The organism is Acinetobacter sp. KB005, from assembly GCF_049949095.1.
In the GTDB taxonomy this organism is placed as follows: Bacteria; Pseudomonadota; Gammaproteobacteria; order Pseudomonadales; family Moraxellaceae; genus Acinetobacter; species Acinetobacter calcoaceticus.
Window position 1 is genome coordinate 1,590,148 of sequence record NZ_CP188191.1, and the last position, 20,421, is coordinate 1,610,568.

Annotated in this window: 18 protein-coding genes; 12 read left to right on the plus strand and 6 right to left on the minus strand. The window is 38.5% G+C overall.

Annotated features, from left to right (window positions below; all coding sequences use genetic code 11):
- Window positions 1-274: 274 nt before the first annotated feature.
- Window positions 275-1,204: a LysR family transcriptional regulator gene (locus tag ACPF64_RS07760; protein ID WP_004641378.1), complete on the minus strand. Its 930-nt coding sequence runs from the start codon at window positions 1,202-1,204 to the stop codon at window positions 275-277.
- Window positions 1,205-1,502: 298 nt separating this feature from the next.
- Between ACPF64_RS07760 and ACPF64_RS07765 the strand changes: the two genes are divergently transcribed.
- The 3 genes from ACPF64_RS07765 to ACPF64_RS07775 are packed head-to-tail and all read left to right on the plus strand — an operon-like array spanning window position 1,503 to window position 5,210.
- Window positions 1,503-2,888 carry a long-chain fatty acid transporter gene (locus ACPF64_RS07765; protein ID WP_426455942.1) on the plus strand — a complete coding sequence of 462 codons (1,386 nt, stop codon included), beginning with the start codon at window positions 1,503-1,505 and terminating at the stop codon, window positions 2,886-2,888.
- A 32-nt stretch (window positions 2,889-2,920) separates the two neighbouring features.
- A complete protein-coding gene (locus ACPF64_RS07770) occupies window positions 2,921-3,808 on the plus strand; it encodes a bile acid:sodium symporter family protein (RefSeq protein WP_416660618.1) in 888 nt (295 codons plus the stop codon).
- A 34-nt stretch (window positions 3,809-3,842) separates the two neighbouring features.
- Window positions 3,843-5,210, plus strand: coding sequence for an amidohydrolase (locus ACPF64_RS07775; protein WP_426455943.1), 1,368 nt, complete (start codon window positions 3,843-3,845; stop codon window positions 5,208-5,210).
- Window positions 5,211-5,270: 60 nt separating this feature from the next.
- On the opposite strand, the gene ACPF64_RS07780 is transcribed toward ACPF64_RS07775, so the two are convergent.
- Entirely contained in the window at window positions 5,271-6,278 is a 1,008-nt protein-coding gene (locus ACPF64_RS07780; protein ID WP_426455944.1) for an AraC family transcriptional regulator, read from the minus strand.
- Between the two features lie 217 nt (window positions 6,279-6,495).
- Between ACPF64_RS07780 and ACPF64_RS07785 the strand changes: the two genes are divergently transcribed.
- Window positions 6,496-7,521, plus strand: a complete 1,026-nt coding sequence (locus ACPF64_RS07785; RefSeq protein WP_426456122.1) for a fatty acid desaturase — start codon at window positions 6,496-6,498, stop codon at window positions 7,519-7,521.
- An 89-nt stretch (window positions 7,522-7,610) separates the two neighbouring features.
- Here the strand turns inward: ACPF64_RS07785 and ACPF64_RS07790 are convergent, their stop codons facing one another.
- A complete protein-coding gene (locus ACPF64_RS07790; protein WP_426455945.1) occupies window positions 7,611-8,219 on the minus strand; it encodes a LysE family translocator in 609 nt (202 codons plus the stop codon).
- Between the two features lie 267 nt (window positions 8,220-8,486).
- Between ACPF64_RS07790 and ACPF64_RS07795 the strand changes: the two genes are divergently transcribed.
- The 6 genes from ACPF64_RS07795 (at window position 8,487) to ACPF64_RS07820 (ending at window position 14,825) form a co-directional block, all read left to right on the plus strand.
- Window positions 8,487-9,359 (plus strand): LysR family transcriptional regulator, encoded by an 873-nt coding sequence (locus tag ACPF64_RS07795; RefSeq protein ID WP_426455946.1) that lies wholly within the window; start codon window positions 8,487-8,489, stop codon window positions 9,357-9,359.
- 365 nt (window positions 9,360-9,724) lie between these two features.
- Window positions 9,725-10,711, plus strand: coding sequence for a DUF1852 domain-containing protein (locus ACPF64_RS07800; protein ID WP_005042907.1), 987 nt, complete (start codon window positions 9,725-9,727; stop codon window positions 10,709-10,711).
- Between the two features lie 21 nt (window positions 10,712-10,732).
- Window positions 10,733-11,776, plus strand: coding sequence for a methionine synthase (locus tag ACPF64_RS07805; protein ID WP_005048816.1), 1,044 nt, complete (start codon window positions 10,733-10,735; stop codon window positions 11,774-11,776).
- A gap of 187 nt (window positions 11,777-11,963) precedes the next feature.
- Window positions 11,964-12,455: a flavin reductase gene (locus ACPF64_RS07810; protein ID WP_056483724.1), complete on the plus strand. Its 492-nt coding sequence runs from the start codon at window positions 11,964-11,966 to the stop codon at window positions 12,453-12,455.
- A 687-nt stretch (window positions 12,456-13,142) separates the two neighbouring features.
- Window positions 13,143-13,703 carry a TetR/AcrR family transcriptional regulator gene (locus tag ACPF64_RS07815; protein WP_426455947.1) on the plus strand — a complete coding sequence of 187 codons (561 nt, stop codon included), beginning with the start codon at window positions 13,143-13,145 and terminating at the stop codon, window positions 13,701-13,703.
- A gap of 138 nt (window positions 13,704-13,841) precedes the next feature.
- Window positions 13,842-14,825 (plus strand): alpha/beta hydrolase, encoded by a 984-nt coding sequence (locus ACPF64_RS07820; protein ID WP_426455948.1) that lies wholly within the window; start codon window positions 13,842-13,844, stop codon window positions 14,823-14,825.
- Between the two features lie 144 nt (window positions 14,826-14,969).
- Here the strand turns inward: ACPF64_RS07820 and ACPF64_RS07825 are convergent, their stop codons facing one another.
- Window positions 14,970-15,299: a darcynin family protein gene (locus ACPF64_RS07825; protein WP_426455949.1), complete on the minus strand. Its 330-nt coding sequence runs from the start codon at window positions 15,297-15,299 to the stop codon at window positions 14,970-14,972.
- A gap of 121 nt (window positions 15,300-15,420) precedes the next feature.
- Between ACPF64_RS07825 and ACPF64_RS07830 the strand changes: the two genes are divergently transcribed.
- The gene (locus tag ACPF64_RS07830) at window positions 15,421-16,020 is read left to right on the plus strand and encodes a TetR/AcrR family transcriptional regulator (protein ID WP_426455950.1); all 600 of its coding nucleotides are present in this window, start codon (window positions 15,421-15,423) and stop codon (window positions 16,018-16,020) included.
- 993 nt (window positions 16,021-17,013) lie between these two features.
- On the opposite strand, the gene ACPF64_RS07835 is transcribed toward ACPF64_RS07830, so the two are convergent.
- Window positions 17,014-17,874 carry a LysR family transcriptional regulator gene (locus ACPF64_RS07835; protein ID WP_426455951.1) on the minus strand — a complete coding sequence of 287 codons (861 nt, stop codon included), beginning with the start codon at window positions 17,872-17,874 and terminating at the stop codon, window positions 17,014-17,016.
- Window positions 17,875-18,098: 224 nt separating this feature from the next.
- On the opposite strand from ACPF64_RS07835, the gene ACPF64_RS07840 reads away from it, so the two are divergent.
- A complete protein-coding gene (locus tag ACPF64_RS07840) occupies window positions 18,099-18,992 on the plus strand; it encodes a PhzF family isomerase (RefSeq protein ID WP_426455952.1) in 894 nt (297 codons plus the stop codon).
- Between the two features lie 197 nt (window positions 18,993-19,189).
- Here ACPF64_RS07840 and dddY read toward each other — a convergent pair whose 3' ends face one another.
- Window positions 19,190-20,398 carry a dimethylsulfonioproprionate lyase DddY gene (gene dddY / locus ACPF64_RS07845; protein WP_426455953.1) on the minus strand — a complete coding sequence of 403 codons (1,209 nt, stop codon included), beginning with the start codon at window positions 20,396-20,398 and terminating at the stop codon, window positions 19,190-19,192.
- Between the last annotated feature and the right edge of the window lie 23 nt (window positions 20,399-20,421).

A 20,421-nucleotide genomic window follows, 5' to 3' on the forward strand; every position in this document is an offset into this window, starting at 1 on the left:
GACCTCCTTGGCCTGACAAAATGGAAACATTCACGATCTTCAATGGAGGGCCTTAAACTGACTCATTCAATAAACCTAAATAGCAAATGGGTTAGAGATGAGATTTAAAGGTGTCCTTCGTAGAAAATGTGATGCCTTGTTTCCAGTTCAAACTACACATCTATAATTCGATAAACAGAAATTCACTTATCATTCAGATGAAAATGTAATCTCAAACAGCAGGAGGGAGTGAGAGGGCAAAATTAATTAGGTATTTAATAAAATTAATGACCCTTTATAAAATAATTTCAGAACATGGCCAAATTTGGTTTTGAATCAACTCTTTCACACAGGCTTTAATTGCCGATTTTGCAGCGAGTGCAGCAGGTGATAATTCTTCTTCGGCAAGGCTGACTAAGTAATTGATTCGCTCAACTTCAGGATCAATCAACTTAAGTAGTTGAAGCTTATGTTTGTACTCTTGCAGACAAGCACTTCCGGGGCGGACGCTGGCAAGGTCGAGGTGAATCAGGCTATCCATCAACAAGTGCAGGCCATCAATTTCATAGACGACATTGAGTTGTCCAATCTTGTGCTCAAGTAGTTTTCTTAAGCTATGACGCTGCCGTGGCAACACTAACGGAATATCACCAATTTGTTGAGACCGAATAATGCCGCTTTTGATGCACTCCGCAAGACCGTATTTTTCGAGCACTTCTTTTCGCGCCATTAAATACATTTGCTCGCGTACCAGCGGTTGTATTGACCACTGTTTATCAATTTCATTGGTAAAAATAATGGCAATATCAAGTTGACGTGAATTAATCGACTGAATCAGGTTGCCCGACAGCGTTTCCACAATTTCTAGGCGAATGTCTGGATAGCGTTCAGACATTAATTTCATTAAAGGGATGCCAATTAAAGCGGTAATGGTGGGTGGAAAGCCAAGACTCACATGGCCTGAAAGCCGTGCCGAATGAGCAGCATCTACCGCAAAGTTAATCTGACGTAAAATGAGTTGAGAATGTTTTAAAAAGGCGAGGCCTGCGGGAGTAGGGGTCACACCAAAAGCATTACGCTGTAATAGGCGAATGCTTAGCTCTTGCTCTAGCTTACTAATTTGTTGACTGATTGCTGACGCACCGACATCGAGTTTTTGAGCAGCTTTACCAATACTGCCTGCTTCAACCACCGTCAAAAAATATTTTATTTGCTTGATTTCCATAATAAATGTATTCGCTCATCATCCTTGATTTATAGAGATATGAAGGATTGGGAAATCTATCATGCGCTTTAATATTAACAGCAATAAATACAAAAGTTTCTTAAAAAATTATCTGAAAGTTTTAAATCTTTGTCGTCTTTAATCTTGAGTTTAAAGGAACTTATCTCATTTCAGAGAGGCAATCGTATAATTTTTAAATATGGCATCCATAGTCAACGAATTGGCGTTTGGGGCTAAGCGCACCACTCAAAATCTAAATAAAGTGAACAATCAAAATAAAAAAATCCAGGATGGATCCATGATTTTTGTCGTAAGAAATAGAACATTAGTATTGGGAATAGCTTCAATTTGTACAAGTGCATTACAGGCTGCTGCATTTGATAAAACAGGCCAATCCATATCAGCATTTTTACAACCGGGAAATTACTTTGAAGCAAGTTTAGGTGTGACAGATACTGATTTAAAAGGAGTTGAATCTGGTACTAACCCTTCACATCAGTCAATTTCCGACATTGCTAATACAGATTATCGGCCGACTGCAGCTTTAAAATTTCAGCTTGCACCGCAGTATTCATTTGGGTTGCTTTACGATCAGCCTTTTGGGGCTGACACAGAATATTCTGGTGTAAATGGCTTTGTCGCAACGCCGAAAGATACAGTTATGCTTCCTGGTATTACGACTACAAGCCTTGCAAATGCTACTTCTGGTCAAGTTCCCACAGGAAATGCTAAATCGGAATTCGATATTCAAAGTTTCAGCTTCATTGCTGGATATCAGCCTACTAAAAACTGGAATATTTTTGCAGGGCCGGTTTATCAAACCTTCAAAAGTCAGGTCAATTTAAGAGGCAATGTATTTAGTCTTTATAATGGCTATGACTTTCAAACTAAAACTGTGGGCGATTGGGGGTGGTTGGCTGGACTAGCTTATCAAATTCCTGAAAAGGCCGTTAAAGTTTCGCTTACCTATCGCTCTGCCATTACCCACAAAGTAAACGCAACTGAAAATGCGCCGTTAATTGATATGTTAACGACTCAGCAAGGACGCGATTTAGTTAGCCAACATCTCGACTATATGATTTCTATCGGGCAGATGACTGAGCAAAAGAAAAACTATTTAAATCACATTATTTCAGCGTTACCTAATGGCGAAGGCTCTGGTACAACCAAATTTAAATCTCCAAACTCAGTGAATTTAGAGTTTCAAACGGGTTTACGTCAGGGAACTTTACTGTTCGGTAGCTTGCGTTGGGTAAATTGGAGTGATTTGGCACTACAACCTTATCGGTTTGGTGAAATTTCAAAAGTTGTCGGGGGCTTATCGACGCCAAGCCGTCCAGAAGGGTTTAATTTGGTTCGTTATGATGATGACCAATGGACTTTAAATTTGGGAGTAGGGCAACGTTTTTCACCTAAATGGTTAGGCTCTGTGTCAATGGGTTGGGACTCTGGTGCGGGTGATAAAGTTTCAACGGGTGGCCCAACCAAGGGATATTACAACTTAGGAATCGGTGCTCAATATAGCCCAACATCACAATACTTTATTTCTGGTGGTGTGAAATATTACTGGTTAGGCGATGCAAAAGGTCAGCTTGGCGCGCAGGCCGGTAGTGATTATTATGTAGGGGAGTTTAAGGATAATCACTCTTTAAGCTATGGATTAAAAATAGGATATAAATTCTAAATAATACAAAAAATTAAAAGAGGAAATAGAGAATGGATTCATTGATAATTACGGTATTCTTACCCATAGCCTTGGCTATTATTATGGCTGGTATGGGGCTAGAATTAACTCTCAAAGATTTTAAACGTGTTCGCCAGCACCCCAAAGCCGTATTTATTGCATTGTTTTGTCAGCTCATTATTTTAGTGGCTATTGCATTTATTATTTGTAAGGTTTTTGCTTTACCACCAATGATTGCTGTCGGGCTGATGTTACTTGCGGCTTCACCGGGGGGTGCCACTGCAAATTTATTTAGCTATTTATATAAGGGTGATATTGCACTTAATATTACTTTAACTGCGATAAATTCAGTGCTTGCTGCTTTTACATTGCCATTGATTGTGAACTTTGCATTACTACATTTCGTTGCAAGTGAACAACACGTTGGATTGCAATTTTCTAAAATAATTCAAGTGTTTGTTATTATTTTGGTTCCCGTCATCATTGGGATGTTGATCAGACATTTCTCACCAAAATTTGCAGAAAGGTTAAATAACCCTGTTCGTGTTTTCGCAATTGTATTTTTACTTTTTATTATTGCGCTCGCGATTGCCAAAGACTATCAAAAACTTCTCAATTACATTGGGCTAGTGGGTGGGGCAACCTTACTTTTCTGTATTTGTAGTCTTTTGATTGGTTATTTGGTGCCTCGTTTATTTGGTATTAATAGCTTTCAAGCCAAAGCCTGTGCTTTTGAAATAGGAATTCATAACAGTACCTTAGCGTTAACAATTGCTTTAACTGTTATGGCGAGTTCAGACGCAGCTATGCCGGCAGCCGTGTATTCAATCTTAATGTATGTAATGGCAACACTATTTGGCACATTATTGAATCGATTAGAAAAGAAAGATTTAGCTAAAAACAAAATAATTATTAACTAACTGCAAAGATTATTAAAACGGAGCTTTATTCATAATGAACAAATTTTTTAAAAACAGCCTATTTTTAGGGTTATCGACTTTGATTTCAGGTTATGGAACGGTCCTTCATGCAGAAGCAAGTCCAACAACTTTGCCAGCGGTTTCACAAAAAGCGTTAACGATTATTGATGGGCAAACACAGTGGTTAAATAAGGTTTATAAAGACATTCATGAACACCCTGAACTTGGGTTTATGGAAACCCGCACTTCTGCCATTGTCGCTAAAGAGCTTAAGTCATTAGGGTTTGATGTTAAAACTGGAATAGCCAAAACAGGTGTGGTTGGCATTTTAAAAAATGGTGATGGGCCAACGGTCATGTACCGTGCCGACATGGATGCCAATACTGTTCAAGAAGCGACTGGCTTACCTTATGCAAGTAAAGTGCGGGTAAAACTTGACGATGGAACCGAAACACCTGTTGCACATATGTGTGGTCATGATGCGCATGTAACATGGATGCTCAGCATGGCAAAAACCTTAGTCGCTTTAAAAAAGGAATGGAGCGGAACTATTATTTTAGTTGCACAACCTGCTGAAGAGCCTATAACGGGTGCTAAAGCCATGGTGACTGACGGTTTGTGGACAAAATACAATTTGCCAAAACCCGATTATTTCTTTGCAGTACATACCACACCTGCACCTGTTGGAGTGGTCATTAATGCGCCGGGGCCACGCATGGCGGGAACCGATCAGCTCGATGTTTTATTTAAAGGCGTGGGTGGGCATGGGTCATTACCAATGCTAACCAAAAATCCAATTAGCATGGCGGTAAATGCAGTAACTCAATATCAAACTATTATGGGTAACGCAGTCGACCCTCAACAAGCAGCAGTTTTATCGATTGGCTCAATCCAAGCTGGAAATTCGAATAATGTGATTCCTTCTACTGCACTGGTCAAAATGAACTTGCGTTGGTTTGATCCAAAAATACGCGAAACCATGTTAAATAACATTAAGTTCATGAGTGAAGGTGCTGCCGAAATGCAGGGCATGGGTAAAGATCAATTGCCTACTTTTACCTTTAAGGGTTCAAGTACGCCTGTAGTCAATAATAAAGAATTCTCTGCGCGTTTAAATGGACCACTAAAAGCTTTGCTAGGCGACAAACATGTTCTAACTGAATATCCCGCCGTTATGGGTTCTGAAGATGTTCACCATTTATTAGGTGATCAAAAAGACATTCCGTTTAACTTTATGTTCATTGGCGTGGCAGATCCGGTTGTGTTTGCTAATGCAGTCAAGCAAGGCAAACCTGTGCCTTATATTCCGCACAGTCCGAACTATGTTGTAGATTTAAAAGCCTTGCCAGTCGGAGCTAAAGTCACCACAGTGTCCATGCTTGAACTGTTAAATAAAAAATAAGATATTCATAAAAAAAGATGCACATCGAGGCATCTTTTTTTATCTAAAATTTCTAAAAATTTAAGAACAAGAGAGATGTTTTTCCCGATAGTGTAGCGGTGATAAATCTGTCCAGCGTCGAAAAGCACGGGTAAAACTACTCACATCGGTAAAGCCAAGAATATAGGCAATTTCGGTAATATTGTGGCTTGAATTTTTGATATACGACAAAGCGAGTTCGTGCCGTGTATTGTCAAGTAGCTCGCTATAAGAGGTATTTTCTGCCGATAGCTTACGTTGCAGACTGCGGATACTTAAGCCTAAACTTTTTGCAACGTCTTGCTGTTGAAAGTCACCTGTAGATAATTTTTCAATGAGTTTTACTTTCACACGAGCCAATATATTTTCTTTATCAAACCGTGCGAGATAACGATTAATAATCTCATCATATTCTTGGGTGAGGGACGGATTCCCACCGTCTAAAGGCTGCTCTATGGTGGCTGTGTCAAACACAATCATGTCTTTGGGTGCATTAAATGCAATCGGAGCTTTTAAAATACTCTGAAAAGTTTCTAAATCTTGTGGCTCTGAGCGTCTTAGTTCAATGCGTAAGGGCGAAAAAACAGAACCTTGTAACGCACGACTTGAACGAATAAAAACAGAGATAAAAGCATCGATAGATTCGGGTTGAACTTCGTCGGGAACATGAATAACGAAATAATGATTTTTTCCCTCGCCATAAAATTCGAGTTCAGGAATGTCGGTCACTATGCGGAAGTAACGAATAATTCTTAAAAACATTTCTTTTAGTGTGGTGCTGGTAATGAGTGAATGGCCCAACACATGAAATGTATTTTGGTTGACTTGGCTGGCAACTTTAAGGCCAAAGCACGAGTCCTGAGTCGCTTGAACGGCTAATTTCCATAAAGTTGCAGTTTGTTTTAATGAATAGCGTGCATCTGGATCGTTTAGGGCCTGAACATCTAAACCTGCTTGTTTTAATAAAGGTTGGCTATCCACACCTGCTTTCTCAAGCGCTTTTTGAATCGCTTTAACCCAGCTAGCCAGTGCCGTTGCTGTCTGTGGCATGTTATGTCCTATAACTTGTGACTCATATTCCTGTGAGCAGTATAAAAGATTTCAAAAATAAAAGATGTTTTGTTTGCCTCTACTTCTGACATTTTGGCATCCATAGCCAATAGATTGGCGTTTCGAGCTAAGCGTACAAAGATAGATATAAATAAAGTAGGGATATGAGAAAACTGAGGAATAATGGATGACCTACATATATAAAAATCCTGCTGGAATGAGTGATAGCGAAAAAACGGAACACATTAAAAAAGTAGTTACAGCGGAAGGGGTGGCTTTACGCAAGCGCCATCCCATTTTGAACCATCAAAACGCAATAGGGGCGATGATTCTATTTATTTCTCTCGTTGGAATGATTGCTACGGCCGTACTCTATATCAATCATCAGCTTTCAGCTTGGTTCGCAATTCCCATTATTGCGTTTTTTGCATCTCTTACCCATGAGTTAGAACACGACCTCATTCACTGGATGTATTTTAGAAAGAAACCATGGGCACATCACCTTATGATGGGTTTAGTGTGGTTAGCTCGCCCAAGTACCATTAACCCATGGAAACGCCGTGAGCTTCACTTTAATCACCATAAAAATTCAGGCACTGAAGTTGATTTAGAAGAAAGAGCACTCACCAATGGAGAGCAGTGGAGCATTCGCCGACTCGTCGCCATCGGTGACAATGGTTTTGCAGTTTTGCTACGCGTTATTGCTGCAAGCAATTGGACTGTTAGAAAAGTTATTTTTAAACGTGCGTTCTTAGCTTATTTTCCTCTTGGAATTATTCATTGGTCTCTTTGGTATATCTTCTTAGGCTTCCATGCAGTTGATATGATTTCAAGCTTGGCAAATGCACCGATCACATGGTCAGCTACAACCCTAAATGTTATGCATATGATTAATGTTCTGACTGTGGTGTGGATTGCTCCAAATGTGCTGCGTACTTTCTGCTTGCACTTTGTGACAAGCAATATGCATTACTACGGTGATGTTGAATTGGGCAATGTCATTCAACAAACTCAGGTGTTAACACCGTGGTGGATGATGCCGTTCCAACTCTTTTGCTTTAACTTTGGTTCGACGCATGCCATCCATCATTTTGTGGTGAAAGAACCATTCTACATTCGACAAATGACTGCGCCCGTTGCCCATAAAGTTATGCGTGATATGGGTGTTCGATTTAACGATGTCGGAACATTTAAAAGAGCAAATCGTTGGAATGTAAATGATTTATCTGAATCGAATACTTAACAAATAGATTCTTAACTCGCTTGAATGGACTGAGTTCTACACACAGGACTCAGTCTCCACACTCTACAGTCTCTTAAAATTCATTGGCTTTATTGAAACTGAGTAAAAAGAAGAATTACACCTAAAGCACATAAAATTGAACCAATCACCTTATTAATTTGCAGTTGTTTAGCTAACATTTTTTGTCTTAACAGCATGGATGAAAAAAGCACTGCGACAAGTGAAAACCATACAAAATGTGCAAATGACATAAAAAAGCCATAGACCAAAAGAATAGTTTTAGGCGTAGTCAAACTCACAATTTGCGTATAGGTGCTAATCACAAATAGCGTGGTTTTCGGGTTTAATGCATTGGTAAAGAAACCATATTTTATGGCTTGGAAAGTACCTATAGAAGTTAAGGCAGCAGTGTCTAAAACAGGTTTTTGAGTAAAAGTTTTATAGCCAATATAGATCAGGTAAATCGCACCAATATACTTAACAATATTCAAAATTTGCGGCGTATAAGTCATCACAAACGCAACAGCAATTAATGTATAGGTCACATGCACCAATACCCCAAGCGATATTCCCAGTGAAGTGAACACACCTATTTTTCTGCCGTACAAGTAACTATTTTTCGTAACGATCGCGAAGTCAGCGCCAGGACTAACCACGGCCAAAATCGTAATGAGAATAACCGCAATAAACTCTGCCATTATCGTGTGCCCTCGCTGAAAACAAGGGAATTCATCTGTACTTTTTGGAATGTATTTGGAAAGGTCAATGTATTGCTCAAAGCAGCTATTTTTTGCAAATAAGAAGTTATATCTATATGGCTGTGAAGATAGATATAGATATAGATATAGATATTCAATATGTTTTTCATCATCTAAAATAGGTTTTAATAAAGATGATTTTTATTTTGAACAGAAACCTAAAAATAAAAATCGATAAAAACGACTATATATCTATGAGTTTTTGGAATGATTGAAAGAATATCGCTGAATTCATTGAAATTTTTCTATTTTGTGGCTAAGTATGGCAGCGTCACTTTAGCTGCAAAGAAATTATTTGTGACGCAAAGTGCGGTCAGTAAACAGATTTATAATTTAGAAGAAGCTTTAAATACCACTTTGTTCGACCGAAAAAATAAAACACTTGTGATGACGGAGCAGGGTGAAACTTTATTGAGTTGTTGCCGTCAGGTGTTTGGTCAACTCGATGAATGTTTAATAGAACTAAGCCAGCCTAAAACTCACAATAAACAACTGGTTTTGTCGTGTGAACCGACTCTTTCAATGAAATGGCTCATTCCACGGTTATCAAAATTTAAAAAGCTTGGTCATGATTTTGAGGTTGTGCTACTCACAGCAGGCGGCGTGGTCGACTTTGAAAAAGATAATATTGATATCGCGATTCGCAGAAATGACTTTGATTGGGGAGAGCATATTTATAGCGAAAAAATTGCCGATGAATACATCGCTCTAGTTCAAGCAACAAAGCCATCGGACACAAAAGACGTACTTATCTCGACCTCTAGGCCAAATTTTTTCAAAAGCATGAGTCGTATTGCTGAGTTAAAGCAGAGTTTAAAAGGCTACACCAAAGTTGAACTCGAACATTTCTATCTATGTTTAGAAGGTTGTTTGGCTGGACTTGGCGCGACGATCATTTCAATTTATATGATTGAAAAAGAGCTTGAGTGGAACTTACTGCAAAAAAAATCACCTGTTGTACAAGACAGTTCAGCCTATTTTTTACTTTCTCATAGCACTTTCGAGGAAGATTCACGCAAAACTATATTTCTAGAATGGCTAAAAACAGAGATGAGCGAGAGTCAGCATAAATTACTTTAAGATCATTCGTTTTAACTTGGATTTTATTATTAAGCATTTGAAAATAATAATAAATTTTAAAATTGGTAAGGGCTTTACACGTCCGTCGTATGTTGAATTTCTACTGTTTAAAATTTCCTAAGATGAAAAATATTTAACTTCATACTTCTTTATTAAACCCTAAACATGAATTTCACTCAGTTTTGAATGAGACTAAATCATTTTTATTCATGTTCTGATTGCGGTATAAATCTATTCACGCTCTGAAGCGTTCTAGTAATTCAGTTTTGATAAGACCAAAAGGCACAAATCTGACAAGGCTGGAAAGTTTAAAAAGAGCTCGAAATATTTTTAGGTTTATCTCAGAAATTAGGGTATTGATCAAAATGAGTAAAGAATTTACATTTACGATTAAGAGTATTTGTTTCGATGAAAACTATCGTCCAGCAGACAATACGCGTATTACAACCAACTTTGCTAACTTGGCGAGAGGGATGAGCCGTCAAGAGAATCTGCGCAACACATTACAGATGATCGACAATCGTTTTAATACTTTAGCTCATTGGGACAACCCTAAAGGCGATCGCTATGCGGTTGAACTTGAAATCATTTCAGTTGAAATGAATGTTGATGCTGCAAGCCATAACAGTGCGCTTCCTTTAATCGAAATATTGAAAACCAATATTGTTGATAAAAAGACCAATGAACGCATTGAAGGCATTGTAGGCAATAACTTCTCGTCTTATGTACGTGACTATGACTTTAGTGTGCTTTTGTTAGACCACAATAAAAATCAGTCTACTTTTAGCACGCCAGAGAAATTTGGCGAATTGCACGGTAACTTGTTTAAGAGCTTTATTAACTCTGAGACTTACAGAGCCAACTTTAAAAAAGCGCCAGTGATTTGCTTAAGTGTTTCAACAACTAAAGTGTATCACCGCACTGAAAACGAGCATCCAGTTTTGGGTGTGGAATACAAGCAAGAAGACTATTCATTAACTGATGAATATTTCCAGAAAATGGGCTTAAAAGTTCGCTATTTCATGCCGAAAAACAGCGCTGCACCTTTGGCGTTCTATTTTACTGGTGATTTGCTGAGTGATTACACCAACCTTGAGTTGATCAGCACCATCAGCACCATGGAATCGTTCCAAAAGATCTACCGCCCTGAAATTTACAACGCAAATTCAGTTGCTGGAAAATCTTATCAGCCAAGTTTGAAGAATGAAGATTACTCACTTACTCGAATTGTGTATGACCGAGAAGAACGTAGCCGTTTGGCTATTGAGCAGGGGAAGTTTGTTGAAGAGCAATTTATCAAACCATACCAAGCGATTCTTGAGCAGTGGTCTGCTAATTACGCTCCTAATTAATCAACATACGGGTCATTGATCATGAAAAAATTACTACCGACTTCAACTGCTGGCAGCTTACCAAAACCGTCTTGGCTTGCAGAACCTGAAAAGCTTTGGTCGCCTTGGAAACTCGAAAACGAAGGCCTGATTGAAGGTAAAAAAGACGCGTTACGTTTGGCGTTGCACGAGCAGCAACTTGCTGGCATCGACATTGTGAGCGATGGCGAACAAACCCGCCAACACTTTGTGACCACGTTTATTGAACACTTAAATGGCGTAGATTTTGAGAAACGCGAAACCGTTCGAATTCGTGACCGTTACGATGCAAGCGTACCGTCTGTAGTGGGTGCTGTGTCTCGTCAAAAACCTGTGTTTGTTGAAGATGCTAAGTTCCTTCGTCAGCAAACTAATCAACCAATTAAGTGGGCATTACCTGGCCCAATGACCATGATTGATACGCTTTACGATGGTCACTACAAGAGCCGTGAAAAACTGGCTTGGGAATTTGCTAAAATTTTGAACCAAGAAGCGCGTGAGTTAGAAGCTGCTGGTGTAGACATCATTCAGTTTGACGAACCTGCATTTAACGTATTCTTTGACGAAGTAAATGACTGGGGCGTTGCGACTTTAGAGCGTGCAATTGAAGGTCTTAAGTGTGAAACTGCGGTCCACATTTGCTACGGTTACGGCATTAAAGCCAACACTGACTGGAAAAAGACATTAGGTTCGGAATGGCGCCAATACGAAGAAGCTTTCCCGAAACTGCAAAAATCTAACATCGATATCATCTCGTTAGAATGTCACAACTCACATGTGCCTATCGATTTACTCGAACTCATTCGTGGTAAAAAAGTAATGGTTGGCGCAATTGATGTCGCATCTAACCAGATTGAAACACCAGAAGAAGTTGCCAACACTCTTCGTAAAGCGCTTCAGTTTGTAGATGCTGACAAGCTTTACCCTTGCACAAACTGTGGCATGGCACCTCTTTCACGTGAAGTGGCACGTGGCAAGTTAAATGCTTTAAGTGCTGGTGCAGAAATCGTTCGCAGAGAACTTACTGGTTTTGAACTCTCTGCTTAATATTTACCAATAAGTGGTATAAAGGGTTACTTTTTTGATGGCAGTTGATAATCAAACAAGTAACCCTCATTTTACTTACTACATGTCGTTCTACGCAGAATGCATGTCGATAAAGTACCTTCCTGATGGAGTTGGGCGGTATAGCAAACACTCAGGACAAGGTACGATTCAATTTAGGAATAATGTCATGGTTCAAGCAACAGACTTTAGAAATGCAATGTCTTTACTCACAAGTGCGGTTAGTGTTGTGACTACGGCAGGCATGTCTGGCCGTTTTGGATTTACTGCCTCTGCTGTTTGTAGTGTGACTGACACACCACCGACATTATTGGTCTGTATGAACCAATCTGCGAGTTCACATGCACATTTCCTAGATAACAAAATCTTAACTGTGAATGTTTTAGGCGCACATCACGAACATATTTCAAAAGCATTTTCATCTAAGCTCACACCAGAAGAGCGCTTTAAACATGGCGCATGGATTGAGTTAGAAACAGGTTCACCTGTGTTAGATGATGCTTTGGTGAGTTTCGATTGCGAGATTGAGCAAGTTCAACAAGTCGGCACACACACTATTCTTATTTGTCCGATTGTGGCGATTAAACAAAGCGAGCATGACCAAAGTTTGGTTTATTTTAATCGTGCTTATCACCAAGTGGGGCAGACCGAGATTGTCTAATCCCACTTTCCGTTTTGTTGTCTCATATTAAAAGTTAAAAGATAGAAATGAATAAGCATGGATCGCTTCATTTTAATTTAAAAATATAATTAAATATAATATCTAAAATAATAATTAAGTTAATCTAATGAAAAATAATAATAAATTTAAATACTTGTCATAAAAGCTACATTGACACCCCTAAACTCTAAGATTATGCTTTGCGTGCTGGCCTACATTGCCAGCTGGCTTTGACAGGCCAGAACCTAAGTACATTGAAAAAACTTGTTTTTTTAATGTAGACTCGTTCGTCCCCCTTTTGTTGCGGTAGGACGGAAGGGGGACACCCTCGGGTGTGCTGATTCTTAGGTTCAGTCTGTCAACCCTCTTTCGTTCTACCACCATTATTTGACAGTAATGCGGTAGGACTTCTTTTACCTAAGGAGTCGCTCATGCCCAACATTTCTATTTTATTGGCAACCATTGCCAAGCCTTTTATTCCAATATCGTTTAGCTCATCTTTAAAACTGTTTAATTGAAAATACGTTTTAAAGCTTTAGCTCGTCACGACTAAAAACTTATATCAACAATAAAACTTGAGATGTGCCAAGCACCGTCTTACGGCTTTGCTGTGCCTTTTTTTCTCCCAGAAGGGGCACAGGCTTTTTATCTCATTTAGAAACAACAAGAATTTATAACGGTAAAACTATGCCAACTTTAGAAACGACTTCGAAAAAATTAAAAGCAATACATACCGCAATAGATCTATTTAATCTCTATGGATTTCACAACACGGGCGTAGACCTAATTGCCAAAGAAACTAAAATTCCGAAAGCCACGCTTTATAACTACTTCCACTCAAAAGAAAGGCTCGTTGAAACCTGCATAAGCTTTCAAAAAAGCCGACTGAAAGAAGAAGTTCTGGCAATTGTCTACTCACACCGCTATTCAAAATCAAGCGATAAAATTAAAGAAATTGTCCGCTTACATGTCGATGTAAATAGCCTTTACCACCTTTTGTTTAAAGCCATTTTTGAAATAAAACTGCTTTATCCAAGCGCTTACCGCATGGCGGTTGAATATCGAAAATGGCTACTTCGAGAGCTTTTTGATCTGGTCTTTAGTCTGGAAACCAATGCATTTCATCCCGATGCCAACATGGTCTTAAACTTAATTGATGGCTTGATGCTACAGGTTTTAAGCTCAAACAGTTTGGATGAACGGGATGTGGTGTTGGAGAGGTTTTGGGGGAGGGGGAAAGCCATCTGAGGGGGCTTTTTATTTTATTGAGAATAAGTATTTATATAAAGAATTAAATAAGGGAACAATGAAAATAATTGTTAGTTAAAGCTTCTTTTTTTTTTTTAAAGATTATATTTAAATAAATAATATAAAAGGATAATAAAAATGAATGATCGTTATGTGATTTGTACTCGTGCAATTGAAGAAAATGAGTTTATCGCTGAACCAGGTTTAACAACATATTTAAAAATACCAGTAGGAGAAAAGCCAACTCCTAAACATGCTATAGAACCAAAAAAATGGTTTGATTCCGTTCAGAAGGCCTCAATATGGGGGAAGGATTTAAAAGATCCAGCAAACAAAAGAGGAGATATATTAGTTTTTATTCATGGTTATAATAATGATCAAGCTGAAGAAGTTATGGCTAGACATGATCAACTTAATAAAGACCTTGGGTTACAGGGGTTTAAAGGTATAGTAGTTTCTTTTGATTGGCCTAGTGATAATAAAGCTGTTGCTTATCTTGAAGATCGGCATGATGCTAAAATAACAGCTATGCGATTGGTTACTGATGTGATACGTATTTTAGCAGAAAGACAAACCCCAGAATGTAGTATTAATATTCATTTGATTGGACATTCAACAGGTGCTTTAGTTATTAGAGAGGCTTTCGATGATGCAGATGATACTAAATTAGTAAATAATTCATGGATGGTAAGTCAAATAATATTAATGGCGGGAGATATATCTGTAAGTTCAATGACCGATTTTAATCCAGTTTCTGAATCATTATATAGGCATTGTATTAGATTAACTAACTATTCTAATTTAAATGACTCTGTACTGAAGCTATCTAATGTAAAAAGAGTAGGAGTTTCACCTCGTGTAGGAAGAGTTGGACTACCTGAAAATACACCAAATAAAGCAGTTAACGTTGATTGTTCTGAATATTACAAAATTTTATCTAGTAACCAAGAGGTTTATCAAAATGATCAAGATGTTTTAATCGGTTATGAATCACACTCTTGGCATATTGGAAATAAAGTATTTGCTAAAGATCTATTCGAAACTCTTATTGGAGATGTTGATCGATCTCAAATTTCTGAACGGAAAGAAACAGGCTTAATAAATAGATTTTCCTTAATATAATTTTTAAAGGAAAAGGAGAATATTAGGAGTAAAAATAATAATTCTTACTTCATGAAAATATGTGTTTTAAGTGGGCCTTAAAAGCAACTGTCACGGCTAGCTCATCTGCTGGCCGTGCAAAACGAGACATATTCTTCTCAACCTCTACAAAGAACTTTCATACTCCACATACCCATCTTCAATTGCAGGAATAATCTCTACAAACTCAAAGTAGGGCACTGTACAAAACTCAGAGTCTCGAATCGCATCAATCACAAAGTAATAATCTTGTAGAGATGTGGTCTCAAACACAGCAATATCACTCGCTTTAGCGCTAAACGCTTCAACGTCATACCACCGAACTTTTACAGTCGGGTACTTCTCAAAAATAGGTTCAAGCTTCTGTGCACTAAACTCAGCCCGCTTTTCACGAGCTAAAGCCAACCAAGCAGGCAAAGCTCTTAAATGAATAAAAAAAGTATAGGTTCTAGACATAACCACTCCATAACTGGGCCGAGTTGTAGTTCAACTGAAAAGGCAGCATTTGCTTGTCATATCAACATGACTCAGTCAGTATATGAGTGATTACTCACATTACATACTCGCATTTCGGCCCATGTCAGAAACACTTCCAGATCCACGCAAACGCCCGCGTCAAGCACGCTCAGTGGCTACCTTTGAAGCTGTTTTAGAGGCGGCTGCTCGCATTTTAGAGTCTTTAGGCTTTGCTGGATTTAACACAAATGCCGTGGCAGAACTTGCTGGCGTAAGCATTGGTAGCCTATATCAATACTTTCCATCTAAAGATGCTTTAATCGTTGAATTAATGCGACGCGAGCGTGCCAAGCTTTCAAATCGTATTGTTGAAGCCATACAGCAAAGTGACGCCACAGATTTAAAAGAAAAATTAAAACTCATCATACAGGCTGCTGTGCAACATCAATTGAGCCGTCGGCAGTTATCACGAACCCTAGAATTTGCTTCTGAACTGATTGGTAACGACACTGAGGAAAGTGAGCTTCAACACGAGCTTGAAACCATAATTTCCGATCTGTTTATACGTTATGGCATTTCACATGCCCAGACAGCCGCACAAGATGTGATTGCTTTAAGTAAAGGAATGATTAACGCAGCAGGCATCGCAGGGGAAAGTGATTTAAATCATTTACAGCAGCGAGTTGAAAAGGCTGTATTTGGTTATTTGGATTTGAGCTAACGGACATAAGCTATGGTTACAGCGGCACAACCCATGTCATTATGAAGAAAGAGCATATAGATTTGATAAATTCATTGGAAGATGCTTTTAGATACTCGAATTACTTAAGTGTATGTATGCAGGATAGGGCAGTGAGTCATTGTAAGAAGGATTTAGATTAGAGTGGATATTTATCTGCTTTACAATTAATAGAGATTACATGAAATTGTGGAGAGTTGATCAATAAGTAATCCTGAAAGGTGACAAATCATTAAAAAAGCCCAAGTACTATGAGTCGGGCTTTTGTTAAAAAATAAGACTATGATTTATATCAGATAAAAATAGCATTTCATATAAAGCGTATTATGTTAATTTTAGGAAAACTTAACTACCATTCAATCTGAAGTGTGTTTCAAAAATATATTTAATTTTTAAAAGTATGTGTAAATTAAGCAGAAATTAGGTCTTGCTTCAATTCATTTAGTAGACTGATGAACTCTTCTAATGGAAATTTGAATATTACCTGATCTGGTAATATTCTCCACTCATGAAAAAACTGAATTTCGATATTGTCATTCCCCTTATCTTTATTCAATTGACAAAGTATTTGGTTTTTATATGAGATCTCTATCGTAATCTTTTCATATCTAGTATCACTGAAATAATCAACACTAAAGTCGTTATATGCGGTCATTTATTAAGCTTTTTTATTAGGGTATCAATAGATTATCCTATGATTTAAAGATATCAAAATATCTATCCATTTAGCGTAATGGTCGTTATTTGAAACCATATTTAAAAAGATTTTTAAAATCAGAGTATTAAGACTTTTCATCTACTACAAAAAAGCAAAATTCCGATTTTGACACAAATCGGCTTTTTTATGAGCATATTTAATAGTTCTCGCCAATCATTTTGACTAAAAATCACTCTGTACAACTTGAGTGAGACATAACTCGGTTTAACTTAAAATCTCTTTTTCGAATTCAAAATTAGAATAAAAAATAATTTTTATCACAACAGATATTCTTGTAGTTCTTTTTCAATTGTTTCACTAATCAACGTTGAATAGTCACTATCCTTAGTATCTAAATGACGCATTAACCACACATCTTGTTTTAAAGTTTGCTCAGGTAGTATTGGCACTAAGCCAGAGGCCTGTGCAACAAAACAAGGCAGGGCTGTAACTCCTTGTCCTTCAATGACTGCTCGTAGTTGTGAGTGCATGTTATCAAAAGACAAGGCAGAGGCTGCATCTTGGGTGAGTTCACGCATCCATTGTGCTAAGAATGTATATTGAAGGCTTCTGTCCCAACCGATTATACGATGATTCAATAAATCATCCGTTTCAGCATGCTCTGTGAAACTGGCGAGATAATCTTGACTACAATAAAGACCATACTCCAGTTTGCCAAGTCGCCGAATAATGTAACGCCCGCTTTCTGGTCGAACAAGTCGAAGAATAATGTCAGCTTCCCGTCGGGAAAAATCAACAGGAACGACACTCGTTGAGATTTCTAATTGTAAATCTGGGTGCTTCAGTTGCAATGCTGTTAGCTTTGATTGGAGCAATTGCTGCCCAATTAACTCAGGTAAAGCAATACGGAACAATGATTGTTGTCCTTGATCGTTGTAACGTTCCATCGCTATTAAATGCTCTTCTGCTTTTTCAGCCAAAGAAAAAAAATGTTTTCCAACGTGGGTAAGTGTATAGCCATCACTGTCTCGAGAAAAAAGAATCGCATTGAGACTTTTCTCCAGTTCAACGGCTCTGCGATGTACTGTAGAAACACTGATACCAAGTAATTTTGCACTGCGGCTCAACCCGCCAGTCCGGCCAATAGCTAACAAAATTTTAGTATCGTCCCAGTTCATACCTTTCCATATTTAAAAAATGCGTTTGCAATAAAAACTATAGTATCTCCGATGTTTAGATTTATACAATTCAAACAACCACCACAAAGACTCAAAACTCATTATATGAGGCGACTATAAACCTTTTAGAGCTACGACATGTGTCGTTGCAATTAAATAAGATTTTCTGGTTATGGCGGGAGCTATTTCTGAGATCAAAATATTAACAACAGAGGAGTTCTGCCATGACGACCATTTATGTAGTTGATGCATTTACTACCAAACCAAATACAGGAAATCGAGCGGGAGTTGTTCTAGATGCTGACCATTTTACAACTCAAGAGATGCAAGATATTGCTGCGTTTGCAGGGTATTCAGAAACTGCTTTTGTTTTGTCACCAAAAGATCAAAGCTATGACATACATGTTCGATATTTTACCCCTACACATGAAGTACCGATTTGTGGACATGCGACGATCGCCACTCATTTTTTACGTGCAACTACAGGCCACCAATCAGACTATCCATTAATCGCAAAAACGGGGGCTGGTCATTTACCCGTTTCAATATTTGGAAGTTCAGAAGCGTTATTGGTGAAAATGACCCAAGGTCGCGTAGAGTTTTTACCACCTTTTAATGAGAGTCAACGGAGTGAACTTGCAAGCGCGCTGGGTGTGAGTGAAAGTGATTTTGCTGACTTGCCAATACAAGTTGTCACGACGGGGCATTCCAAGGTGATGGTACCAATGCTAAGCAGAAGTAAGCTTGATGGATTAATTCCTAACAATGAAAAACTGAAAGCTATTAGCACTGAAATAGGTTGCAATGGTTTTTTCCCATTTGTTTTGGAAGGTAGTAAGCAAGAACCTATTACCTATGGTCGAATGTTCGCACCTGCAATCGGTATTAATGAAGATCCTGTAACTGGTAATGCAAATGGCCCAGCGGGAGCGTACCTTGTTCATCACGATTTAATCGAATGTGACCAGAAAGTAACTTATTGGGGATATCAAGGTCTCGCAATAGAAAAACCTGGGCGAGTTCTAGTAACAGTTGAGAAAACAGATTCAATATTACATGTCAGCATTGCAGGACAAGCGGTTTTAGTTGGTTCAGTTTTGTACTCGGGAAAAGATTGATTCTGTTAAATAAATGATAAAACCTTGCAGTAACACGATAGCTGTCTTTTTTGTTGTGAAGGGTACAACAGGTGCTATTTTAGTTTTTAGATTTACTGCAAACTCATTTGTTAAGCTTGCAGTAAGTTTATCTTGTAAATATTTTTGCAAGAAAGCCTTCTTCAACTACTCATTCTGTTAAGAGTGTGAATAGGCTCTTAGGGTTTCCAGTCGTGTAATTCACAAATTGCTTTTTCTTCGGTTTTCATTTTCTTTATATCTTTTGGATCACCAGAGATAGGTTGGCATAAGCGTGTGGACTGTTCATTATCCTGTCCTGTTGTACGAGCCCAAACTGTGACTAAACCAGAGTTTTGAATCGTTTGATTACAGCCCTCAAGCGCATGGAATGCATGGATGGAATTACGTTCAAAGTAGGTTAGCCACTTCTGGTCTGGATCTTGATTGGAAAACCACTTTTTCCATTTACCTTTTGACCCATCGATCTGAACGTTCCAGCCTTTATCACTGCGTTTCTGTTTGAACTGGTCGCTGTCCCAATGCATCACCATAAACTTATTTTGATCAATACACTGCGGTTTGGTCAGTGTCATATAGATCTCTTGAGGGTGGTGATAATGGTATGGATAAGAAGTATTGAATAATTGTACGGTCATGCCAATTTCTGCACCTACTTTTTCACCATCAATTTCCTTAATCCGCAAGTTACCCCATGGACCCATGACCTCTGCATAAAGATATCCACCACGGAAACGGTCACTTCCCGCATTTGAGTTTTCTGCGTATAGCGGGATCCAACCTACGGAAGACCAAAGTGTTGGTAATCCTTTGATGCTCACATCCTTCGTCCAGTGTGAAGTAGTGTCGGTGCGTGATGTGATTGCTAGGAAATTTTCGTTCAACTCCAAGCCTGCTGTACCAATTGTGCCACCCATTTTTTTGTAGTAATCAGTCAGTAATGGACGGCTAATCAATTTGGAGGTTGCTGACAAATTTTGCACTTGTAGGCTAGGGGTATAGAGTGTGAATTCTTTATAGTTCTTTTGTGGGTCGAAACATGCCTTTGCTTTGTCTGGCTCGGCTAATACAGCCCTGAGGTGTTTCGCGACCAGTTCTACATCTCGGTACTTCATGATGCAACGTGTTTGTGCTTTTCCCGTTTCGGAAGAATATGTTTGGGTCGTTGCTTGTGCTGAGTCTTTGCATTGACCAGTAGGTGTCTCAAGTGCCTTTAGATATTGGTCTAAATAGACCAGTGACTCGGCCCAGAACTGATCAACCAGCTTTTGTTCCTCGGCGGTAACGGGTGTGTGCTTCACATCGTCTTGGCATTTGAAGTGGGCCGCTTGTACTTGAAAGCATGCAAGCGTAGTTCCAAAAACTACACCTAAAATTCGTTTATTCATGATTTTATCTCTGTTGTTATCGT

Coding starts and splice junctions, on each gene's coding strand:
- ACPF64_RS07840 (WP_426455952.1), top strand. CDS start 18,099: ATGACGACCATTTATGTAGTTGATGCATTTACTACCAAACCAAATACA.
- ACPF64_RS07815 (WP_426455947.1), top strand. CDS start 13,143: ATGCCAACTTTAGAAACGACTTCGAAAAAATTAAAAGCAATACATACC.
- ACPF64_RS07810 (WP_056483724.1), top strand. CDS start 11,964: ATGGTTCAAGCAACAGACTTTAGAAATGCAATGTCTTTACTCACAAGT.
- ACPF64_RS07805 (WP_005048816.1), top strand. CDS start 10,733: ATGAAAAAATTACTACCGACTTCAACTGCTGGCAGCTTACCAAAACCG.
- ACPF64_RS07765 (WP_426455942.1), top strand. CDS start 1,503: ATGATTTTTGTCGTAAGAAATAGAACATTAGTATTGGGAATAGCTTCA.
- ACPF64_RS07800 (WP_005042907.1), top strand. CDS start 9,725: ATGAGTAAAGAATTTACATTTACGATTAAGAGTATTTGTTTCGATGAA.
- ACPF64_RS07780 (WP_426455944.1), bottom strand. CDS start 6,278: ATGCCACAGACAGCAACGGCACTGGCTAGCTGGGTTAAAGCGATTCAA.
- ACPF64_RS07785 (WP_426456122.1), top strand. CDS start 6,496: ATGAGTGATAGCGAAAAAACGGAACACATTAAAAAAGTAGTTACAGCG.
- ACPF64_RS07795 (WP_426455946.1), top strand. CDS start 8,487: ATGATTGAAAGAATATCGCTGAATTCATTGAAATTTTTCTATTTTGTG.
- ACPF64_RS07820 (WP_426455948.1), top strand. CDS start 13,842: ATGAATGATCGTTATGTGATTTGTACTCGTGCAATTGAAGAAAATGAG.
- ACPF64_RS07825 (WP_426455949.1), bottom strand. CDS start 15,299: ATGTCTAGAACCTATACTTTTTTTATTCATTTAAGAGCTTTGCCTGCT.
- ACPF64_RS07770 (WP_416660618.1), top strand. CDS start 2,921: ATGGATTCATTGATAATTACGGTATTCTTACCCATAGCCTTGGCTATT.
- ACPF64_RS07835 (WP_426455951.1), bottom strand. CDS start 17,874: ATGAACTGGGACGATACTAAAATTTTGTTAGCTATTGGCCGGACTGGC.
- ACPF64_RS07790 (WP_426455945.1), bottom strand. CDS start 8,219: ATGGCAGAGTTTATTGCGGTTATTCTCATTACGATTTTGGCCGTGGTT.
- ACPF64_RS07760 (WP_004641378.1), bottom strand. CDS start 1,204: ATGGAAATCAAGCAAATAAAATATTTTTTGACGGTGGTTGAAGCAGGC.
- dddY (WP_426455953.1), bottom strand. CDS start 20,398: ATGAATAAACGAATTTTAGGTGTAGTTTTTGGAACTACGCTTGCATGC.
- ACPF64_RS07830 (WP_426455950.1), top strand. CDS start 15,421: ATGTCAGAAACACTTCCAGATCCACGCAAACGCCCGCGTCAAGCACGC.
- ACPF64_RS07775 (WP_426455943.1), top strand. CDS start 3,843: ATGAACAAATTTTTTAAAAACAGCCTATTTTTAGGGTTATCGACTTTG.